Source organism: Sphingomonas sp. A2-49, assembly GCF_025548555.1.
Classification (GTDB): Bacteria; Pseudomonadota; Alphaproteobacteria; order Sphingomonadales; family Sphingomonadaceae; genus Sphingomonas.
The window spans coordinates 73,972-89,777 of the sequence record NZ_JAJLPA010000005.1 but is presented as its reverse complement, the minus strand read 5'-3'; the positions used below and the strand labels follow the sequence as shown (position 1 = coordinate 89,777).

General features: G+C 69.1%; 15 protein-coding genes. 4 read left to right on the top strand and 11 right to left on the bottom strand.

Features of this window, described 5'->3' with window-relative positions; genetic code table 11:
* Positions 1 to 20 precede the first annotated feature (20 nt).
* The 6 genes from LPN01_RS07190 to LPN01_RS07165 form a co-directional block, all read right to left on the bottom strand.
* On the bottom strand, positions 21 to 629 hold the full coding sequence (locus LPN01_RS07190) for a nucleotidyltransferase family protein (protein WP_262827686.1): 609 nt from the start codon (positions 627 to 629) through the stop codon (positions 21 to 23).
* On the bottom strand, positions 616 to 1,539 hold the full coding sequence (locus LPN01_RS07185; RefSeq protein WP_262827685.1) for an XdhC family protein: 924 nt from the start codon (positions 1,537 to 1,539) through the stop codon (positions 616 to 618). The genes LPN01_RS07190 and LPN01_RS07185 overlap by 14 nt, the downstream gene beginning before the upstream one ends.
* Positions 1,540 to 1,581: 42 nt before the next feature.
* Complete coding sequence (locus LPN01_RS07180) at positions 1,582 to 3,786, bottom strand: xanthine dehydrogenase family protein molybdopterin-binding subunit (RefSeq protein WP_262827684.1); 2,205 nt, start codon at positions 3,784 to 3,786, stop codon at positions 1,582 to 1,584.
* A 75-nt stretch (positions 3,787 to 3,861) separates the two neighbouring features.
* On the bottom strand, positions 3,862 to 6,096 hold the full coding sequence (locus tag LPN01_RS07175; protein WP_262827683.1) for a xanthine dehydrogenase family protein molybdopterin-binding subunit: 2,235 nt from the start codon (positions 6,094 to 6,096) through the stop codon (positions 3,862 to 3,864).
* A 3-nt stretch (positions 6,097 to 6,099) separates the two neighbouring features.
* Positions 6,100 to 7,095 carry an FAD binding domain-containing protein gene (locus LPN01_RS07170; protein ID WP_262827682.1) on the bottom strand — a complete coding sequence of 332 codons (996 nt, stop codon included), beginning with the start codon at positions 7,093 to 7,095 and terminating at the stop codon, positions 6,100 to 6,102.
* Positions 7,092 to 7,631, bottom strand: coding sequence for a 2Fe-2S iron-sulfur cluster-binding protein (locus LPN01_RS07165; protein WP_262827681.1), 540 nt, complete (start codon positions 7,629 to 7,631; stop codon positions 7,092 to 7,094). The genes LPN01_RS07170 and LPN01_RS07165 overlap by 4 nt, the downstream gene beginning before the upstream one ends.
* A gap of 141 nt (positions 7,632 to 7,772) precedes the next feature.
* Between LPN01_RS07165 and LPN01_RS07160 the strand changes: the two genes are divergently transcribed.
* Complete coding sequence (locus tag LPN01_RS07160) at positions 7,773 to 8,750, top strand: glycerophosphodiester phosphodiesterase (protein WP_262827680.1); 978 nt, start codon at positions 7,773 to 7,775, stop codon at positions 8,748 to 8,750.
* The gene (locus tag LPN01_RS07155; protein WP_262827679.1) at positions 8,751 to 9,029 is read left to right on the top strand and encodes a hypothetical protein; all 279 of its coding nucleotides are present in this window, start codon (positions 8,751 to 8,753) and stop codon (positions 9,027 to 9,029) included. It begins immediately after the preceding gene.
* Positions 9,030 to 9,174: 145 nt separating this feature from the next.
* Here the strand turns inward: LPN01_RS07155 and LPN01_RS07150 are convergent, their stop codons facing one another.
* Both LPN01_RS07150 and LPN01_RS07145 read right to left on the bottom strand, forming a co-directional pair.
* The gene (locus tag LPN01_RS07150) at positions 9,175 to 9,963 is read right to left on the bottom strand and encodes an alpha/beta hydrolase (protein WP_262827678.1); all 789 of its coding nucleotides are present in this window, start codon (positions 9,961 to 9,963) and stop codon (positions 9,175 to 9,177) included.
* Positions 9,954 to 10,631: a TIGR02117 family protein gene (locus LPN01_RS07145; RefSeq protein WP_262827677.1), complete on the bottom strand. Its 678-nt coding sequence runs from the start codon at positions 10,629 to 10,631 to the stop codon at positions 9,954 to 9,956. Before LPN01_RS07145 ends, LPN01_RS07150 begins: the two co-directional genes overlap by 10 nt.
* Before the next feature lie 26 nt (positions 10,632 to 10,657).
* On the opposite strand from LPN01_RS07145, the gene phhA reads away from it, so the two are divergent.
* Entirely contained in the window at positions 10,658 to 11,530 is an 873-nt protein-coding gene (gene phhA, locus LPN01_RS07140; RefSeq protein WP_262827676.1) for a phenylalanine 4-monooxygenase, read from the top strand.
* A gap of 136 nt (positions 11,531 to 11,666) precedes the next feature.
* Here phhA and sdhA read toward each other — a convergent pair whose 3' ends face one another.
* Genes sdhA through sdhC form a run of 3 tightly spaced genes read right to left on the bottom strand, consistent with a single transcriptional unit; the run spans position 11,667 to position 14,280 of the window.
* Positions 11,667 to 13,469 (bottom strand): succinate dehydrogenase flavoprotein subunit, encoded by a 1,803-nt coding sequence (gene sdhA / locus LPN01_RS07135; protein ID WP_262827675.1) that lies wholly within the window; start codon positions 13,467 to 13,469, stop codon positions 11,667 to 11,669.
* Positions 13,469 to 13,852, bottom strand: coding sequence for a succinate dehydrogenase, hydrophobic membrane anchor protein (gene sdhD / locus LPN01_RS07130; protein ID WP_262827674.1), 384 nt, complete (start codon positions 13,850 to 13,852; stop codon positions 13,469 to 13,471). The genes sdhA and sdhD overlap by 1 nt, the downstream gene beginning before the upstream one ends.
* The gene (sdhC, locus tag LPN01_RS07125; protein ID WP_262827673.1) at positions 13,852 to 14,280 is read right to left on the bottom strand and encodes a succinate dehydrogenase, cytochrome b556 subunit; all 429 of its coding nucleotides are present in this window, start codon (positions 14,278 to 14,280) and stop codon (positions 13,852 to 13,854) included. Before sdhC ends, sdhD begins: the two co-directional genes overlap by 1 nt.
* A gap of 156 nt (positions 14,281 to 14,436) precedes the next feature.
* Here sdhC and LPN01_RS07120 point away from each other — a divergent pair, with 156 nt between their 5' ends.
* The gene (locus LPN01_RS07120) at positions 14,437 to 15,783 is read left to right on the top strand and encodes a methyl-accepting chemotaxis protein (protein WP_262827771.1); all 1,347 of its coding nucleotides are present in this window, start codon (positions 14,437 to 14,439) and stop codon (positions 15,781 to 15,783) included.
* Positions 15,784 to 15,806: the final 23 nt, after the last annotated feature.

Sequence of the window (15,806 nt, the reverse complement as noted above, 5' to 3'; positions counted from 1 at the left end):
GCTGCATCGCCGACAGGGCGTCAGCGCGGGTGGCGGCGCGCCTCGGGCGCATGGACCAGCGCGCGCAGCCGCTGAAGGTCCTCCGCCGTGTCGACGTCGATCAGTTCGGCGGGCGCGGTGACGACATGGCGGCCCGCGCGCACCAGGTCCCGCGCGCCGGCATCGCCCTCCAGCCGTTCGAGCGCATCGAACCGGGCGCGTCCGAACACCGCGGGCGGGCCGGGCGAGCGGCCGTCGCTCGATGCGACCACCGCATCGTCGCCCTCGGCGGCGTCGAGCAGCCGCAGGATGTGCGTCGCGGTCACCCGCGGCATGTCGGCGAGCGCGACGACGATCCCCCGCACCCCATGCGCCCGCGCGCAGGCGACGCCGAGCGCGAGCGAGCGGCCCATGCCCAGCTGCGGATCGTCGTTGCGGACCAGCGTGAAGCCGTGCGCGGCATAGTCGCAGTCCGCCCGTCCGACGACGGCGACGCGTTCCCGGAACGGCATGTCCTCCAGCGCCACCGCGACGTGCAGGCCGAGCGGACGGCCGAGAAACGGTTCGTCGAGCTTGCTGCCGACGTCGCCCATCCGCCGCGACCGCCCCGCGGCGAGCAGGACGAGGACGCTGTCCTCAACCGTGATCATGGAACGCGCCGACCATGGCGGCGGCGATCGACAGCGCGATCTCCGACGGGCCGATCGCGCCGATGTCGATCCCGACGGGGGCGTCGATGCGGTCGATCTGCTCCGCGCCCAGCCCTGCCGCCGCCAGCCGCTCGCGACGCGCGGCATGGCTGCGCCGACTGCCGAGCGCCCCGACATAGGGCGCGTTCGTTGCCAGCGCCGCGATCAGCGCGGGGTCGTCGATCTTGATGTCGTGGCTGAGCGTCACGATCGCGGTCGACGGGCCGGGCCGCCGGGCCGCGATCGCCTCGTCGGGCCAGCGATCGTCGAGCGTCACGCCGGGGAAGCGCTCCTCGGTCAGGAAGCGCGCCCTGGGATCGATCACGGTCGTGTCGATGCCCAGCGTCGTCGCCAGCGCGGCGAGCGCCTGCGCGATCTGCACCGCGCCGACGATCAGCAGCCGGCGCGGCGGATCGTAGCGGTTGACGAACACCTCGCCCGTTTCGGCCGGGCGAAGGTCGCTGTGCCCGGTCGACAGGTCGGTCGTCACGGTCAGCGCCTGGCCATGGTCGCGCGCCTCGGCGATCCGGTCGAACAGCTCGGGGTCGAACCCCGCCGCCGACACCGGCTGCACCATCACCGCGATCTCGCCGCCGCAGGGCAGGCCGACCTCCCACGCCGCGGCATCGGCGACGCCATAGTTGCGCAGCTGGAACGGCGCCCCGGCGATGACGTCGGCGGCGGTCTGCAGGATGTCGCTCTCGACGCATCCGCCCGAGACGGATCCCTCGAACCGGCCGTCCGCATGGACCAGCATGTGGCTGCCGCGCGGGCGCGGCGCGCTGCCCCAGGTCGACACGACGGTCGCGAGCGCGAGCGGTTCGCCCTGCCAGCTGCGCGCCGCGGCGATGACGGAATCGTTTTCGGCCATTCTCTTCGTCTTTCTCATCTGCCGGCTCGCGCCGGGCCGGCTCTATACGGCGGGCAAACCCGCCAGCAATTTGTCGAGCGTCACGGGGAAGTCGCGCACCCGCACGCCGCATGCATTGTAGATCGCATTCGCCACCGCCGCGCCGGCGCCCGATATCCCCAGCTCGCCGACACCCTTCGCGCCGACCGGATTGGCGCTGTCGTCGATCTCCTCGATGAAATGCACCTCGATCCGCGGGACGTCGGCGTGGACCGCGACGTGATACTCGCCGAAGTCGGGATTGACGAAATGTCCGTTGCGCGTGTCGACGACCGCTTCCTCGCCCAGCGCGTAGGACAGGCCCCAGACCATGCCGCCGATCAGCTGGTTGCGCGCGGTGGCGGCGTTGAGCACCCGCCCGACGTCGAATACGCCGAGCATCCGCCGCACGCGCACCTCGCCGCTGACGGCGTTCACCGCGACCTCGACGAAATGCGCGCCGTGGCTCGCCTGGCTGGTGCGTTGCGATTCTTTGCCGGGGGCCGTCTTGCCGGTGGCGACGATCGCCTGCCCGCGCATCAGGTCGGCGAGCGCGACGCTGCGTCCGCCGGCGGTGACGCAGCCATCCGCGAGCGACAGCTCGTCGGGCGCGGCGTTCATCCTTCGCGCCAGCTCGGTGATGATGTCCTCGCACGCCAGCACGATCGCCGAACAGGCGCTGCCCGCACCGAAGGACCCGCCCGACCCGGCGCTGGGTGGCAGATCGGTGTCGCCGATCCGCACATCGATATCGGCGATCGGCAGCCCGAGCATCTCGCCCGCGGTCTGCGCCAGGATCGTATAGGTGCCGGTGCCGATGTCGGTCATGTCGGTTTCGACGACCGCGCGGCCGTCCGCCTCCAGCCGCACCCGCGCCTCCGCCTTGACGGTGAAGTTGCCGCGCAACGCCGCCGCCATGCCGTGGCCGATCAGCCATTCGCCCTCGCGGGTCGATCCCGGCGCGGCCTTGCGCGCGTCCCAGCCGAAACGCCGCGCGCCCTCGTCGTAGCAGTCGATCAGGCGCCGCGTGGAGAAGGGCTTGCCGCTGACCGGATCGACCTGCGGCTCGTTGATCCGGCGCAGCGCGACCGGATCGAGGCCCAGCGTCTCCGCCAGCTCGTCCATCGCGCATTCGACCGCGAAGGTGCCGATCGCCTCGCCCGGCGCGCGGACCGCGCCGGTTGCGGGCAGGTCGAGCCGGATCAGGTCGGTGCGGAACCGCCGCGCCTCGCCGGCATAGAGCGGCAGCGACCCGAACGGGATCGGCTCCAGAAAGCTGGCATCGTCGTTCTGCGCCGCGATGCCTTCGTGCGCGAACGCGGTGATCCGCCCGTCGCGCCCGGCACCGATGCGGACGCGCTGCGTCGTCGCGCTGCGGTGGTGGACCAGATAGGCGGTCTGCGCGCGGGGCAACGCCACCTTCACCGGCCGGCCGATCCGCTCTGCGGCGATCGCGGCCAGGATCACCTCCGGCCCGACCCCGGTCTTGCCGCCGAAGCCGCCGCCGACGAACGGCGCCAGCACGCGCACGTCATCCTTCGCGATTCCCAGCGCGGTCGCGATCGTGCCGCGCGCGCCGCCGATCACCTGGTTGCTCGTCCGCACGGTCAGTTTTCCCGCGTCCCACGACACCGTGCTGGCATGCGGTTCGAGCGCGGCGGGATAATGCACCGGCGTCGTATAGCTGCGATCGAGCGTAACCGGCGCCGCCGCCAGCGCGGCGTCGAGGTCGCCGATGTCGATCGCGGGCAGGAAGCCGAGGCCGTGATCCGTGTCGACCGGGGCGGCATCGCGGTCGAAGCGGTGTTCGCCGGGTTCGGCATGCACGACGACCAGCCGCGCGGCCTCCCGCGCGATCGCCTGATCCTCCGCCACCACGATCGCAACCGGCTGGCCATAGTGGAAGATCGCGTCGGTGCCGCTGTGCGGCTGGCCCTGCGAATTGCCGCCGCCGGTCACCATCCGGGGGTCGTCGTGGATCACCGCGATCACGCCGGGCAGGGCTTCGGCAGCGGCGACGTCGATCCCGGTCACGCGTCCGCTACCGATCGGCGCGCCGACGATCGCCGCGCAGGCGGTGCCGTCGGGTGCGCCTTCGAACGCATAGGTCGCGACGCCCGCGACCTTGGCCGGCCCTTCGATCCGCGGCAGCGGCCGGCCCAGCACCCCTTGTTGGGCACGCGTCAGCGCGGCGGGGCGATAGGCCCGGTCCATCGTCATCTCGTTCATCGCGTCGGTCCTCGCTGCCCGGTCGGCCGGGCCAATGTAGGGTGGCGCCGGCCCATGGGTAAGGCCGGCGGCCACTTACATCGCGGGCAGGCCCCCCAGCAGCTTGTCCAGCGTCAGCGGATAGTCGCGGACGCGGACGCCGGTCGCATTGTAGACCGCGTTGCCGATCGCCGCGGCAGCACCGCAGATACCCAGTTCGCCCAGCCCCTTGGCGTGAAGCGGATTGGCCTGGATGTCGCGTTCGTGCAGGAATTCCACCTCCAGCTGCGGCACGTCGGCGTTCACGGGTACGTGATATTCGCCGAGATCGCGGTTCACCACCTTGCCGTTGCGGTGATCGTTGACCAGATCCTCGGTCAGCGCGCAGCCGATGCCGAACGTCATGCCGCCAAGGCACTGCGAGCGCGCGGTCTTTTCATTGAGGATGCGTCCCGCGGTGAACACGCCGAGCATCCGCTTGACGCGCACCTCGCCGGTGACCGCATGGACCGCCACCTCGGCGAAATGCGCGCCGTAGCTTGCCTGGTTGAACGCCTTTTCCTGCTGGCCGGCGTTGATCTCGCCGGTGGCGGAGAGTCCCTTGCCGACGAGCGCGCGCAACGGCACGCTGCGGTTGTCGGCGATCGCCAGCCCGTCCTTCAGCGTCATGGCCGCGGCGTCCACGTCCATCGCCTTCGCGATCTGGTCGCGCAGCGCCTCGCAGGCGAGATAGACCGACGATCCCGACGAGGCCGCGCCCCACGATCCGCCGGAGCCTGCGCCCGGAGGCGCATCGGTGTCGCCGAGGTGCACGGTGACGTCCGCGATCGGCAGCCCGAGCAGCTCGGCGGCGATCTGTCCCAGGATCGTATAGGTGCCGGTACCGATGTCGGTCATGTCGGTCTCGACGATCGCCTTGCCCTGTCCGTCGATCGATACCTTGGCGGACGATTTCTGGAGCATGTTCGAGCGCGCGGCGGAGGCGACGCCGATGCCATGCAGCCAGTCGCCGCGCCGGTCGGTGCCGGCGGGCTTGCGGTTGCGCCAGCCGAACCTGGCCGCGCCCGCCTCGAGGCACGGGATCAGCGCGCGCGACGAATAGGGGACGTTCTTTTCCGGATCGACCTTCGGCTCGTTGCGCTTGCGCAGCTCGATCGGGTCGATGCCCATCTGCTCGGCCAGCTCGTCCATCGCGCCTTCCAGCGCGATCAGGCCGACCGCCTCGCCCGGCGCGCGCATCGATCCCGCCAGCATCCAGTCGAGCCGGACGATGTCGTGGGTGATGAGGCGGTTCTCGCCGTCGTACATGAAGTGCGTGGAGGCACCGCAGGGTTCGAAGAAGTCCTCGCCGGGCAGGTTGGAGACGATCGTCTCGTGCCCGATCGCGGTCAGCCTGCCATCCGTGCCGGCGCCCAGCCGCATCCGCTGTTCGGTGTTCGAACGGCGCACGGTCGCGTCGAACACCTGCTGGCGCGCCATCACCGCCTTGACCGGCCGGCCGAGCCGCTTGGCCGCGATCGCCGCAGCGACGCTTTCGGGTGCGATGCCCAGCTTCGATCCGAAGCCGCCGCCCACGAACGCCGCGACGATCCGCACCTTGCTCGCCGACACGCCCAGCGCCTTGGCAAGTTGCAGCTTGTCGGATGCGGGCATCTGATAGGCGCCGTACAGCGTCAGCGCGCCGTCCTCCCATACAGCCAGGCTGGCATGCGGCTCCATCGCCGCCGAATTCTGGCTGGGCGTCGTATAGGTGACGTCGATCGTATGCGCCGCCGCGGCCATCGCCGCGTCGACGTCGCCCTGCTTGTGGTGCGGCGGGATCTGCTGCGGCTTGGGCTTCTCCGCCTCGTCGCGGTGCAGGGCGAAATCGTAGCGTCCTTCGCCCGGGGCATAGTCGACGCGGACCTGCATCGCGGCGTCGCGCGCGACCTCATAGCTTTCGGCGATGACGATCGCGATGATCTCGCCGTGATAGGCGACGTCCTCGACCCCCTGCGCGGGCGCGGTCGTCTCGCCGCCCTGCTGCGGATTGCGGATGAAGCTCGCATAATCGGTGATGACGTCGATCACCCCGGGCATCGCCTTTGCCCGCGACGCGTCGAGCGTCCGGATCTTGCCTGCACCGACCGTCGCCCGCACCAGATATCCGTAGGCGACGTTGTCGAGCGCATATTCCGCGGCATAGGTGGCCGTGCCCGATACCTTGCGCGGCCCGTCGATCCGGTCGATCGGCTTGCCGATCACGTCCTGCACGCTCGTGTCGAGCAGGCTGTCGGGATGCGCCGCATTCATCGTCAGCGAATGGGTATCGCCCTTGCCGAAACCGAACATCGCTTATTCTCCCGCCGGGGCGGACCCGGTCAATTCACGCAAGGTGGCGATCAGGACCCGCCGCGCGAGCGGAATCTTGAAGTCGTTCGAGCCATGGCCCCTGGCATCGGCGAGCAAGGCGTCGGCCGCCGCCGCGAAGGCCGCATCCGACGGCGCCTTGCCGACCAGTGCCGCCTCCACCGCGGCATCGCGCCACGGCATCGGACCGAGGCCGCCGAACGCCAGCGCGGCGCTGGCGATGCGGTCGTCCTGCACGTCGACGACGCCCGCCACCGACACCAGGGCGAAGGCATATGAGGCGCGGTCGCGGACCTTGCGGTACGTCTGGCGTCCCTTGGGAGGCGCGGGCAACTCGATATGGGTGATGAGTTCACCGGGCTCCAGCGCCGTTTCCACATCGGGCGTGGTGCCGGGCAGGCGATAGAAGTCGTCGATCGGGATGCGGCGCTTGTCGCCGTCCGCCTTCAACGTGATGATCGTCGCGCCGAGCGCGCGCATCGCCACCGCCATGTCGCTGGGGTGCGTCGCGATACACTGGTCGGACGTACCGAGCACGGCGAGGATGCGGTTGTAGCCGCCGATCGCCGAACAGCCGCTGCCGGGCTCGCGCTTGTTGCACGGCGTCGCCGTGTCGTAGAAATAATAGCAACGCGTCCGCTGGAGCAGGTTGCCCCCGGTCGACGCCTTGTTGCGCAGCTGGCCCGACGCGCCGGCCAGCAAGGCGCGGCTCAGCACCTCGTAACCCGCTATGACGCGCGGATCGGCGGCGAGGTCGCTGTTGGGCACCAGCGCGCCGATCGTCAGGCCGCCGTCGTCGCGTTCGTCGATCGTGTCGAGCGGCAGGCGGCTGATGTCGACGAGCTTGTCCGGCGTCTCGATCTGCAGCTTCATCAGGTCGAGCAGGTTGGTGCCGCCGGCGATATATTTGACCCCGGCGGCGTCCGACCCGGAGACCGCCGCGGCTGCGCTGTCCGCTTTCGCATAGGTGAAGGTCTTCATGCGCCCACCTCCGCCTTGTGGCGTAACGCGATGTCGACGACGCCCTCCGCCTCCGCGACCTCGCGGATCGCATCGACGATGTTGGGATAAGCGGCACAGCGGCACAGGTTGCCGCTCATCCGCTCCGAAATCTCCTCGTCGTCGAATTTCGGCTTGTCGAGGTCGCCGCTGACGTGGCTGGCCCAGCCCTTGCGCACCTCGTCGAGCATGCCCGCCGCGGAGCAGATCTGCCCCGGCGTGCAATAGCCGCATTGATACCCGTCGTGGCGGACGAAGGCCGATTGCAGCGGATGGAGGTCGTCGGGCGTGCCCAGCCCCTCGATCGTCACGATCTCGTCGTCCTGATGCATGACCGCAAGGCTGAGGCAGCTGTTGATCCGGCGGCCGTTGACCAGCATCGTGCAGGCGCCGCACTGGCCGTGGTCGCACCCCTTCTTGCTGCCGGTCAGGCCCAGATGCTCGCGGCACAGGTCGAGCAGCGAGGTGCGGATATCCGGTTCGGCCTCGAACGATTGGCCGTTGATCGTGAAGTTCATGCGCTGCCTCGCAAAGATCGGGTGTCGCACCCGTGTAGGATTGTCGTCCTAACGCCCGTATCCATGATGGTTTCCGGATTGCGAATCGCTCTCACTGCCGCGCTGCTGGCGTCGGCGCCCACGACCGGGCAGGATCGGGCGATGACCGCCGCTCCGCTATCGCCGCCGATCGTCATCGCCCATCGCGGCGCCAGCGGATCGCGCCCCGAGCACACGCTCGCCGCCTATGAACTGGCGATCGACCAGGGCGCCGATGTCATCGAGCCCGATCTGGTGCCGACGAAGGACGACGTCCTCGTCGCGCGGCATGAAAATGCGATCGGCGACACCACCGATGTCGCCACGCACCCGGAATTCGCGGCGCGCCGGACGACGAAGACGATCGACGGCCGCACGCTGACCGACTGGTTCGTCGAGGATTTCACGCTCGCCGAGCTGAAGACGCTGCGCGCCAAGGAGCGGCTGCCGGCACTGCGCCCCGCCAATGCGCGCTTCGACGGCCGGTTCGCGATCCCGACGCTGGGGGACATCATCGCGCTGGCGAAGCGTCGCCACGTCGGCATCTATCCCGAAACCAAGCACCCCACCTATTTCGCCGCGATCGGCCACCCGACCGACGCGTTGCTCGTCGCGGAACTGCACCGCGCCGGCTGGGACGATGCCGACGCACCGGTGTTCATCCAGTCGTTCGAGGTGGAAAACCTGCGCCATATCCGTACGCTGACCCGTATCCGCCTGATCCAGCTGGTGGCGGGGCAGGGCGGGCCGGCCGACGGCGCGGCGCCCGACTATGCCGCGATGCTGACGCCGGCGGGGCTGCGCGCGATCGCGGGCTATGCCTGGGGCATCGGGCCCGACAAGGCGCAGCTGTGGGCCGGCGTGACGCCGACCGGTCTGGTCGCGGATGCGCATGCCGCGGGCCTTCGCGTCCATCCCTGGACCTATCGTGCGGAGAACGCCTTCCTGCCCGCCGCCTTGCGCCGGGGCGAGGATCCCGCGGGCCATGGCGATCTCATGCGCGAGATGCGCGACGCACTGGCGCTTGGCATCGACGGATTCTTCACCGATTATCCGCTAACCGGCGTCGAAGCCCGCCGCGCGGCCAAGGATCATCGGTAAATGCGTATCGCCCCGTTCCTCTCCATTCCGCTCGCACTCGCGACCAGCGGCTGCATCAGCACCGCCGCGACGATCGTGAAGGCGCCGTTCCAGGTCGCCGGCAAGGCGATCGACTGGACGACGACCAGCCAGGACGAGGCCGACCGCAACTATGGCCGCAAGATGCGCAAGCAGGAGGCGAAGGAAGGCCGCGAGCGCAAGCAGGCCGCCGAACGCTGCCGCAAGCATCCCGACGACACGGACGCCTGTCGCTATTCGGGGTATCGCGCCGGATACTGAATCATCCGTCGCCCCGGGCTTGGCCAAGTCAGCGGCGAAGGGAAGGAGCCCTCGTTTCTCCCCCGGCCTTCGCCGGGGAAGTGCTGAAGGGACCTCGCCCCCCGCCGGGGGCGTGAGGGCATGGTGCAGGCCGCGTGGATCATCCCTACCGGTCCTGTGCCACCGCGTCGCGCGCCAGCGCCGCAGCGACCGCGATCAGCACTTCGGGATGGACGTGGACGCCCAGGTGGCCGCTGGTCACCTCCACCGCCTCGGCGCTCGGATCGCGACAGATGAAGCCGTTGACGAAGCCGTCGCGCGGGCTCCAGATCGCGGTGCACGGCACCGGCAGCGGCGCGGCGATCGCCTCGCTGCGCGCGATCACCGCGGGATCGTCGACGCGCTCGCCGGTCGCCCATTCGAACGCGCGCCACACGTTGGTCGCCCGGCCGCCGCCCGCATAGGGCGAGCTGACCGTCACCACCCGCGCCAACAGGTCGGGGCGCCGATGCGCGACGAGGCGCGCCATGATCCCGCCGAGGCTTACCCCGACCAGCGTCACCGGGCCGGCCTGCGCATGCAGGGCCGCGACCCGCGCGATCAGCCGCTCCGCCTCCGCGCCGACACTTTTGATGCCCAGGTTGCGGCCGAGGCCCCAGCCTTCGGCGCGATAGCCGATCCGCGTCAGGAAGCGGCGCAGCACCACGCTCGATCCGTCCGCGTCGAACAGGCCGGGCAGGATCATCACCGCGCCGCCGCGCCCCTGCGGCACCGCCGCCAGTGCCGCCGCATACCGCCACCGCGTCGCCAGCATCCAGGCGACGCGCGGCACCTCGCTCGCCGCAAGCGCCTTGGGCGGGGGCGGGGGCGCAAGGAACCCGTCGCCGAACCGCGCATGCGGCGGAGGTTCGGCGCGCCGCCGCGCCAGCCCGGCCTGCCATCGCGTCAGAACCATGCCATCACCGTGATCGGAAAGGGCGTCCAGCGCCCGATCCGCACGCCTGCGCGGCGCAGCATGTCGCCGGTCCAGGCGTTGCAGGTGTGCACCGCGCTGTAATGGCCGCGGCCGGCATAGAAGGCGTCGTTGTCGGCATAGCCGCGGTGCGCGATCCGCCCGGGCGCGAAGCTGGCGCGGATCAGCGCGGCCAGCCGGCGATATTCCTCCGGGCGCAGCACGATGGCGCGGACGTCGCCGCCGGTGCGCGGCGCGGGGACGTGCTCGACATGCATCAGCGTCGCGTCGCTGCCGCGCGCGGCATGCAGCACGGTGCGTGGCTTGAGGTCGGCCCAGGTCGCCGTATCGAGGAAGAAGGCGCGTTCGCCCCAGCCGATCGCCAGATGGTCATAACGGGCATAACGCGGGTCGCGCAGGTCCGCTCCCGGCGCCCACCCGCGCCAGTCGACGCCCGCCGCAACCTTGGGCACAACGATACCGACATGGATGCCGTTCGATTCGACGAAGATGCGCACCCCCTCGGCCGGCGGCGTCCAGCCGGCGTTGGCGGGCAGCGCGCCGCCCACCAGACCGGCTGTCGCATAGCCCCCGATCAGCAGCGCGAGGACGACGATCGCGCGGCGCGCGATACGGAGCGCGGTGGCCAGTGGGGCGCTGTGTCGTATCATCCGAAACCTTATGCTAGGCTGGCGTCATGGCAGATGAATCGCACGCTTCCGACACGCCGCCGGCCGGTGTCGCACCCGACTGGACGATCGATCAGGACTGGCATCATTATACCGCCGAGGAGCATGCGACCTGGGATAGACTGTTCGCGCGCCAATCCCAACTGCTGCCCGGCCGCGCCTCCGACGCCTATCTGCGCGGGCTCGACGTGCTGAAGCTGTCGAAGCCCGGCATCCCCGATTTCGCCGAATTGTCCGACCGGCTGATGACGCTGACCGGGTGGCAGGTGGTGGCGGTGCCCGGGCTGGTGCCGGACGACGTGTTCTTCGACCATATGGCCAATCGCCGCTTCGTCGCGGGCAATTTCATCCGTCGGCCGGACCAGCTCGACTACATTCAGGAACCCGATGTCTTTCACGACGTGTTCGGGCACGTACCGATGCTCGCCGACCCGGTCTTCGCGGACTATCTGGAGGCCTATGGCCGCGGCGGGCAGCGCGCGCTGGGACTGGATGCGCTGAAGTATCTCGGCCGGCTCTACTGGTATACGGTGGAGTTCGGGCTGATCCGCGAGGCGGGCGACCTCAGGATCTACGGATCGGGGATCGTATCCAGCTTTGCCGAAAGCCGCTTCGCGCTCGACGATCCCAGTCCGAACCGCATCGGCTTCGATATCGCGCGGGTGATGCGCACCGAATACCGGATCGACGATTTCCAGCAGAACTATTTCGTCATTCCCAGCTTCGACGAACTGCTGCGCATCACCGTCGAAACCGATTTCGCGCCGCTGTACGAGCGATTGAAGGCGCAGGACGATATTCCGGTCGCCGCGATCGTCCCCGGCGACGAGGTCCTGACACGGGGCACGCAGGCCTATGCGAGGCGGAAGGCGGGGGAGTAACTCTCGCCCGCGTCCAAGTCGTCATCCCCGCGCAGGCGGGGATCCATCCGCCCGGACCTTGCGCTTCCGGCATTGCCCTTCGCCAGTATGGATCCCGCCTGCGCGGGGATGACGGAATGTATCGAGGCAGTTCCGCTCAATAGACGCGCTTCTTCGGCTTGATGTACGCGACGTCGTCGGTCAGCGTGTAATCGTGGACCGGGCGATAATCGATCGCCGTCGCCCCGCCGACGCCGCCCCAGCCGGTGAAGGTCGTGATCGTGTGCTTCATCCAGCCGGCGTCGTCGCGATCGGGATGATCCTCGTTGACGTGCGCGCCGCGCGATTCCTTGCGGTTCGCCGCCGAATCGATCGTCACCACCGCCTGCGCGACGAGGTTGTCGAGCTCCAGCGTCTCGATCAGGTCGGTGTTCCAGATGAGGCTGCGGTCGTTGACCGAGACATCCGCCAGCTGGCCATAGATGCCCTTCATCAGCGACTGGCCCTCGCTCAGCAGGGCGTTGTCGCGGAACACCGCGCAATGCTTCTGCATCGTCCGCTGCATCTGGCCACGGATCTCCGCCGTCGGGATCGTGCCGGTCGCGTTGCGGAACGTGTCGAGGCGGGTCAGCGACAGCTCTTCCGACCCCTTGGGCAGCGGATTGTGCGTGCCGTTTGGCTTGCAGATCTCGGCGATCCGCTTGCCCGTCGCGCGCCCGAACACGACGAGGTCGATCAGCGAGTTGGAGCCGAGTCGGTTGGCGCCATGGACGCTGACGCACGCCGCCTCGCCGACCGCGAACAGGCCGGGGACGACCGTGTCGGGGTTGCCGTCCTTGAGGTTGACGACCTCGCCGTGGAAGTTGGTCGGAATGCCGCCCATGTTGTAATGGACGGTCGGCGTCACCGGCAGCGGCTGGCGGGTCAGGTCGACGCCGGCGAAGATCTTGCCGGTTTCGGTGATGCCCGGCAGACGCTCGTGCAGCACCTTGGGATCGATATGGTCGAGGTGCAGGAAGATGTGGTCGCCGTTCTTGCCGACGCCGCGCCCTTCGCGCATCTCCATCGCCATCGAGCGGCTGACGACGTCGCGGCTGGCGAGGTCCTTCGCCGAGGGGGCATAGCGCTCCATGAAGCGCTCGCCCTCGGAATTGGTCAGGTAGCCGCCTTCGCCGCGCGCGCCCTCGGTGATGAGCACGCCCGCGCCGTAGATGCCGGTCGGGTGGAACTGGACGAATTCCATGTCCTGCAACGGCAGGCCGGCACGCAGCACCATGCCGCCGCCGTCGCCGGTGCAGGTGTGCGCCGAGGTCGCGGAGAAATAGCAGCGTCCGTAGCCGCCGGTCGCCAGCACGGTGTTGTGGCTGCGGAACCGGTGGATCGAGCCGTCTTCCATGCACAGCGCGATCACGCCGCGGCACTGCCCGTTCTCCATGATGAGATCGAGCGCGAAATATTCGACGTAGAAATCGGCGTCGTAGCGCAGCGACTGCTGGTACAGCGTGTGCAGCATCGCATGGCCGGTGCGGTCGGCGGCGGCGCAGGTGCGCTGCGCCGGCGGGCCTTCGCCCATGTTCTGCATCATGCCACCGAACGGGCGCTGGTAGATGCGCCCTTCGTCCGTGCGGCTGAACGGCATGCCGGCATGTTCCAGCTCGTAGACCGCGGCTGGCGCCTCGCGCACCATATATTCGATCGCGTCCTGGTCGCCGAGCCAGTCGGAGCCCTTGACGGTATCGTACATGTGCCAGGTCCAATGGTCCGGACCCATGTTGCCGAGGCTCGCGGCGATCCCGCCCTGCGCCGCGACCGTATGGCTGCGGGTCGGGAACACCTTGGTGATGCAGGCGGTCTTGAGGCCGTTCTGCGCGCATTCCATGACCGCGCGGAGGCCCGAGCCGCCCGCGCCGACGACGACGGCGTCGTAACTGTGGTCGATGATCTTGTAGGCGTCCGACATTATGCGGCAGCTCCGAAGGCGACCTTGAGGATCGCGAAGATGGCGGTCGCGGCGGTCGCGACGGTGAAGAAGTTCAGCAGCAGCATGTAGGCCACGCGTTTCTCGCCATGCTGGTAATCCTCGATCACGACCTGCAACCCCAGCCGGAAGTGATAGAAGACCGAGACGATCAGCAGGACCATCGGCACCGCCGCCCAGCTGTTGCGCAGCCAGCCGTGCACGGCCTCATAGTCATAGGACGGCATGCGCAGGATCGCGAACACGAACCACAAGGTCAGGAACAGGTTGGATGCGGCGGTGACGCGCTGGCGCCACCAGTGATGCGCGCCTTCCTTGGCGCTGCCGAGGCCGCGGACGCGGCCGATGCTGGTGCCCGATCCCATCACTTCATCCCCAGGTAGAGCCAGAAGGCCGCGGTCAGGACGAACCCGCCCGCGATCACGACAAGGCTGAACGTCTTGTTGCGTTTCAATTCGAAGGCGGCGCCCGCGTCCATCACCAGGTGGCGGATGCCGTTGAGCATGTGCGTGAAGAACGCATAGGTCATGCCGATGCCGACGACCCAGCCGATCGCGTTGAGCGCGCCGCTGTCGGTGGTGAAGACGTCGCGGAACGTCGCATAGGCTTCCGCACCCGATGCGATCGCGGTCAGCCACCAGACCAGGAGCACCGTGCCGACCGTCGCCATGCCGGAGCCGGTCGCACGGTGGAGGATGGAGACCAGCATGTGCGGTCCCCAGCTGTAGTGGAGCTTCAGGAAGCCCGAAAAGAGATGCGGGCTGCGCGGACGCGCCGGATTGCGGGATGCCATGAACGGTCCTCGGGCAAAGTCGATTGCAGTGCCTATTAGGCCTGCCGTGCTGCGATGCAACCCGTGCACCCCACTCTAACCCCCCATTAACCACCGAAGGGTAGAGATGCTGACACACACGCAGTTGAGCCGGAGACCACCTTGTCCGACATCGCCATGCCGCCCCCGGCCAGCATCGCCGCCGCGATCGACCTCAAGAGCCGGATCAAGGCGTTCGACGGTGGCGAGAACACCCTGGTGGAACGCGCCGCCGAACTGTGGACGATCATCGAACCCGACGCCGGCGACATCGTCGAGGCCTATTGGGCGCACTGGCGGCACGCCAATCCTGGCGCCGCGGAATGGACGCCGCTGGAAAACGAACGCCGCATCGCCGCAGGGATCGCCTATCTGCGCAACCGCTGCTGCCACCTCGACGGACGGTTGTGGGTCGAATCGCTCGAGCGGGCGGTCGCATCCGCCTATGCCGCGGGCGTGTCGACGATGGAGGTGCTGGCGATGTCCTGCGCCAGCGATCGCGCCGCGCTGAAGGCGCTGCATGGCCGACTCGCCGCCGACGACCCCCGCCACCACACGCTGATCGATGCGTTGATGCGCCTGTTCGGCATGGAAACCGAGCTGACGGTGGAGCTGTTCGCCGGCTTCGCCGACCATAGCGAGCGCGTCGCCCGCGACCGGCTCGCGATGGAATTCCGCGACGGCATCGCCAGCGCGGTCGAAACCGCCACCGACGAAGGCCATGCGCTGCGCGAACAGGCGATGCGCAGCTCGGGATCGGCGCGCGGCATGCTCGGCAAGACCAGCGAGGTGGCGGCGGCCGCCGAACAGTCCGCGGTGGCGATGCGCGAGGCGGCGCAGACCGCGGCGGGCCTGATCCGCGCGATCGAGGACGCCCGCACCGAGGTCGAGGCCGCGGCCGAGATCGCCGCGCGCGCCAGCACGCAGGCGACCAACGCGGTCGGCATGTCCGAGGCGCTGTCGGATCATGCGAAATCGATCGAATCGATCCTCGGCCTGATCCGCGACATCGCCGGCCAGACCAATTTGCTGGCCCTGAACGCGACGATCGAGGCGGCGCGCGCGGGCGATGCCGGGCGCGGCTTCGCGGTGGTCGCGCAGGAGGTGAAGAGCCTCGCCAACCAGACCGCGCGCGCGACCGACGACATCGCCGCCAAGATCGCCTCGATCCAGTCGGCGACGCGATCGACGGTCGAAACCAACGCCAGCATCAAGACCACGGTGACCGAGGTGCAGGAATCCGCCGACCGCATCCGCTATGCGATGGAGGCCCAGGCCCAGACGGTGACCGCGATCACCGCGGCGGTCGACGAGACCGCGCTCGCCGCCGATTCGATGTCGAGCACGATCGCGGCCATCCGCGAGGATACCGAGGCGGTGGCCGCCGAGATCGACGGCGTAGGCCGCGGTTTCGACCGGCTCGACGGCCGGCTGAACACCCTCAAGAACAGCGCCGGCGACTTCGTCGCAAAGGTCGCTGCGTGAGGCAGGAGAGGATCGCTGGAAAC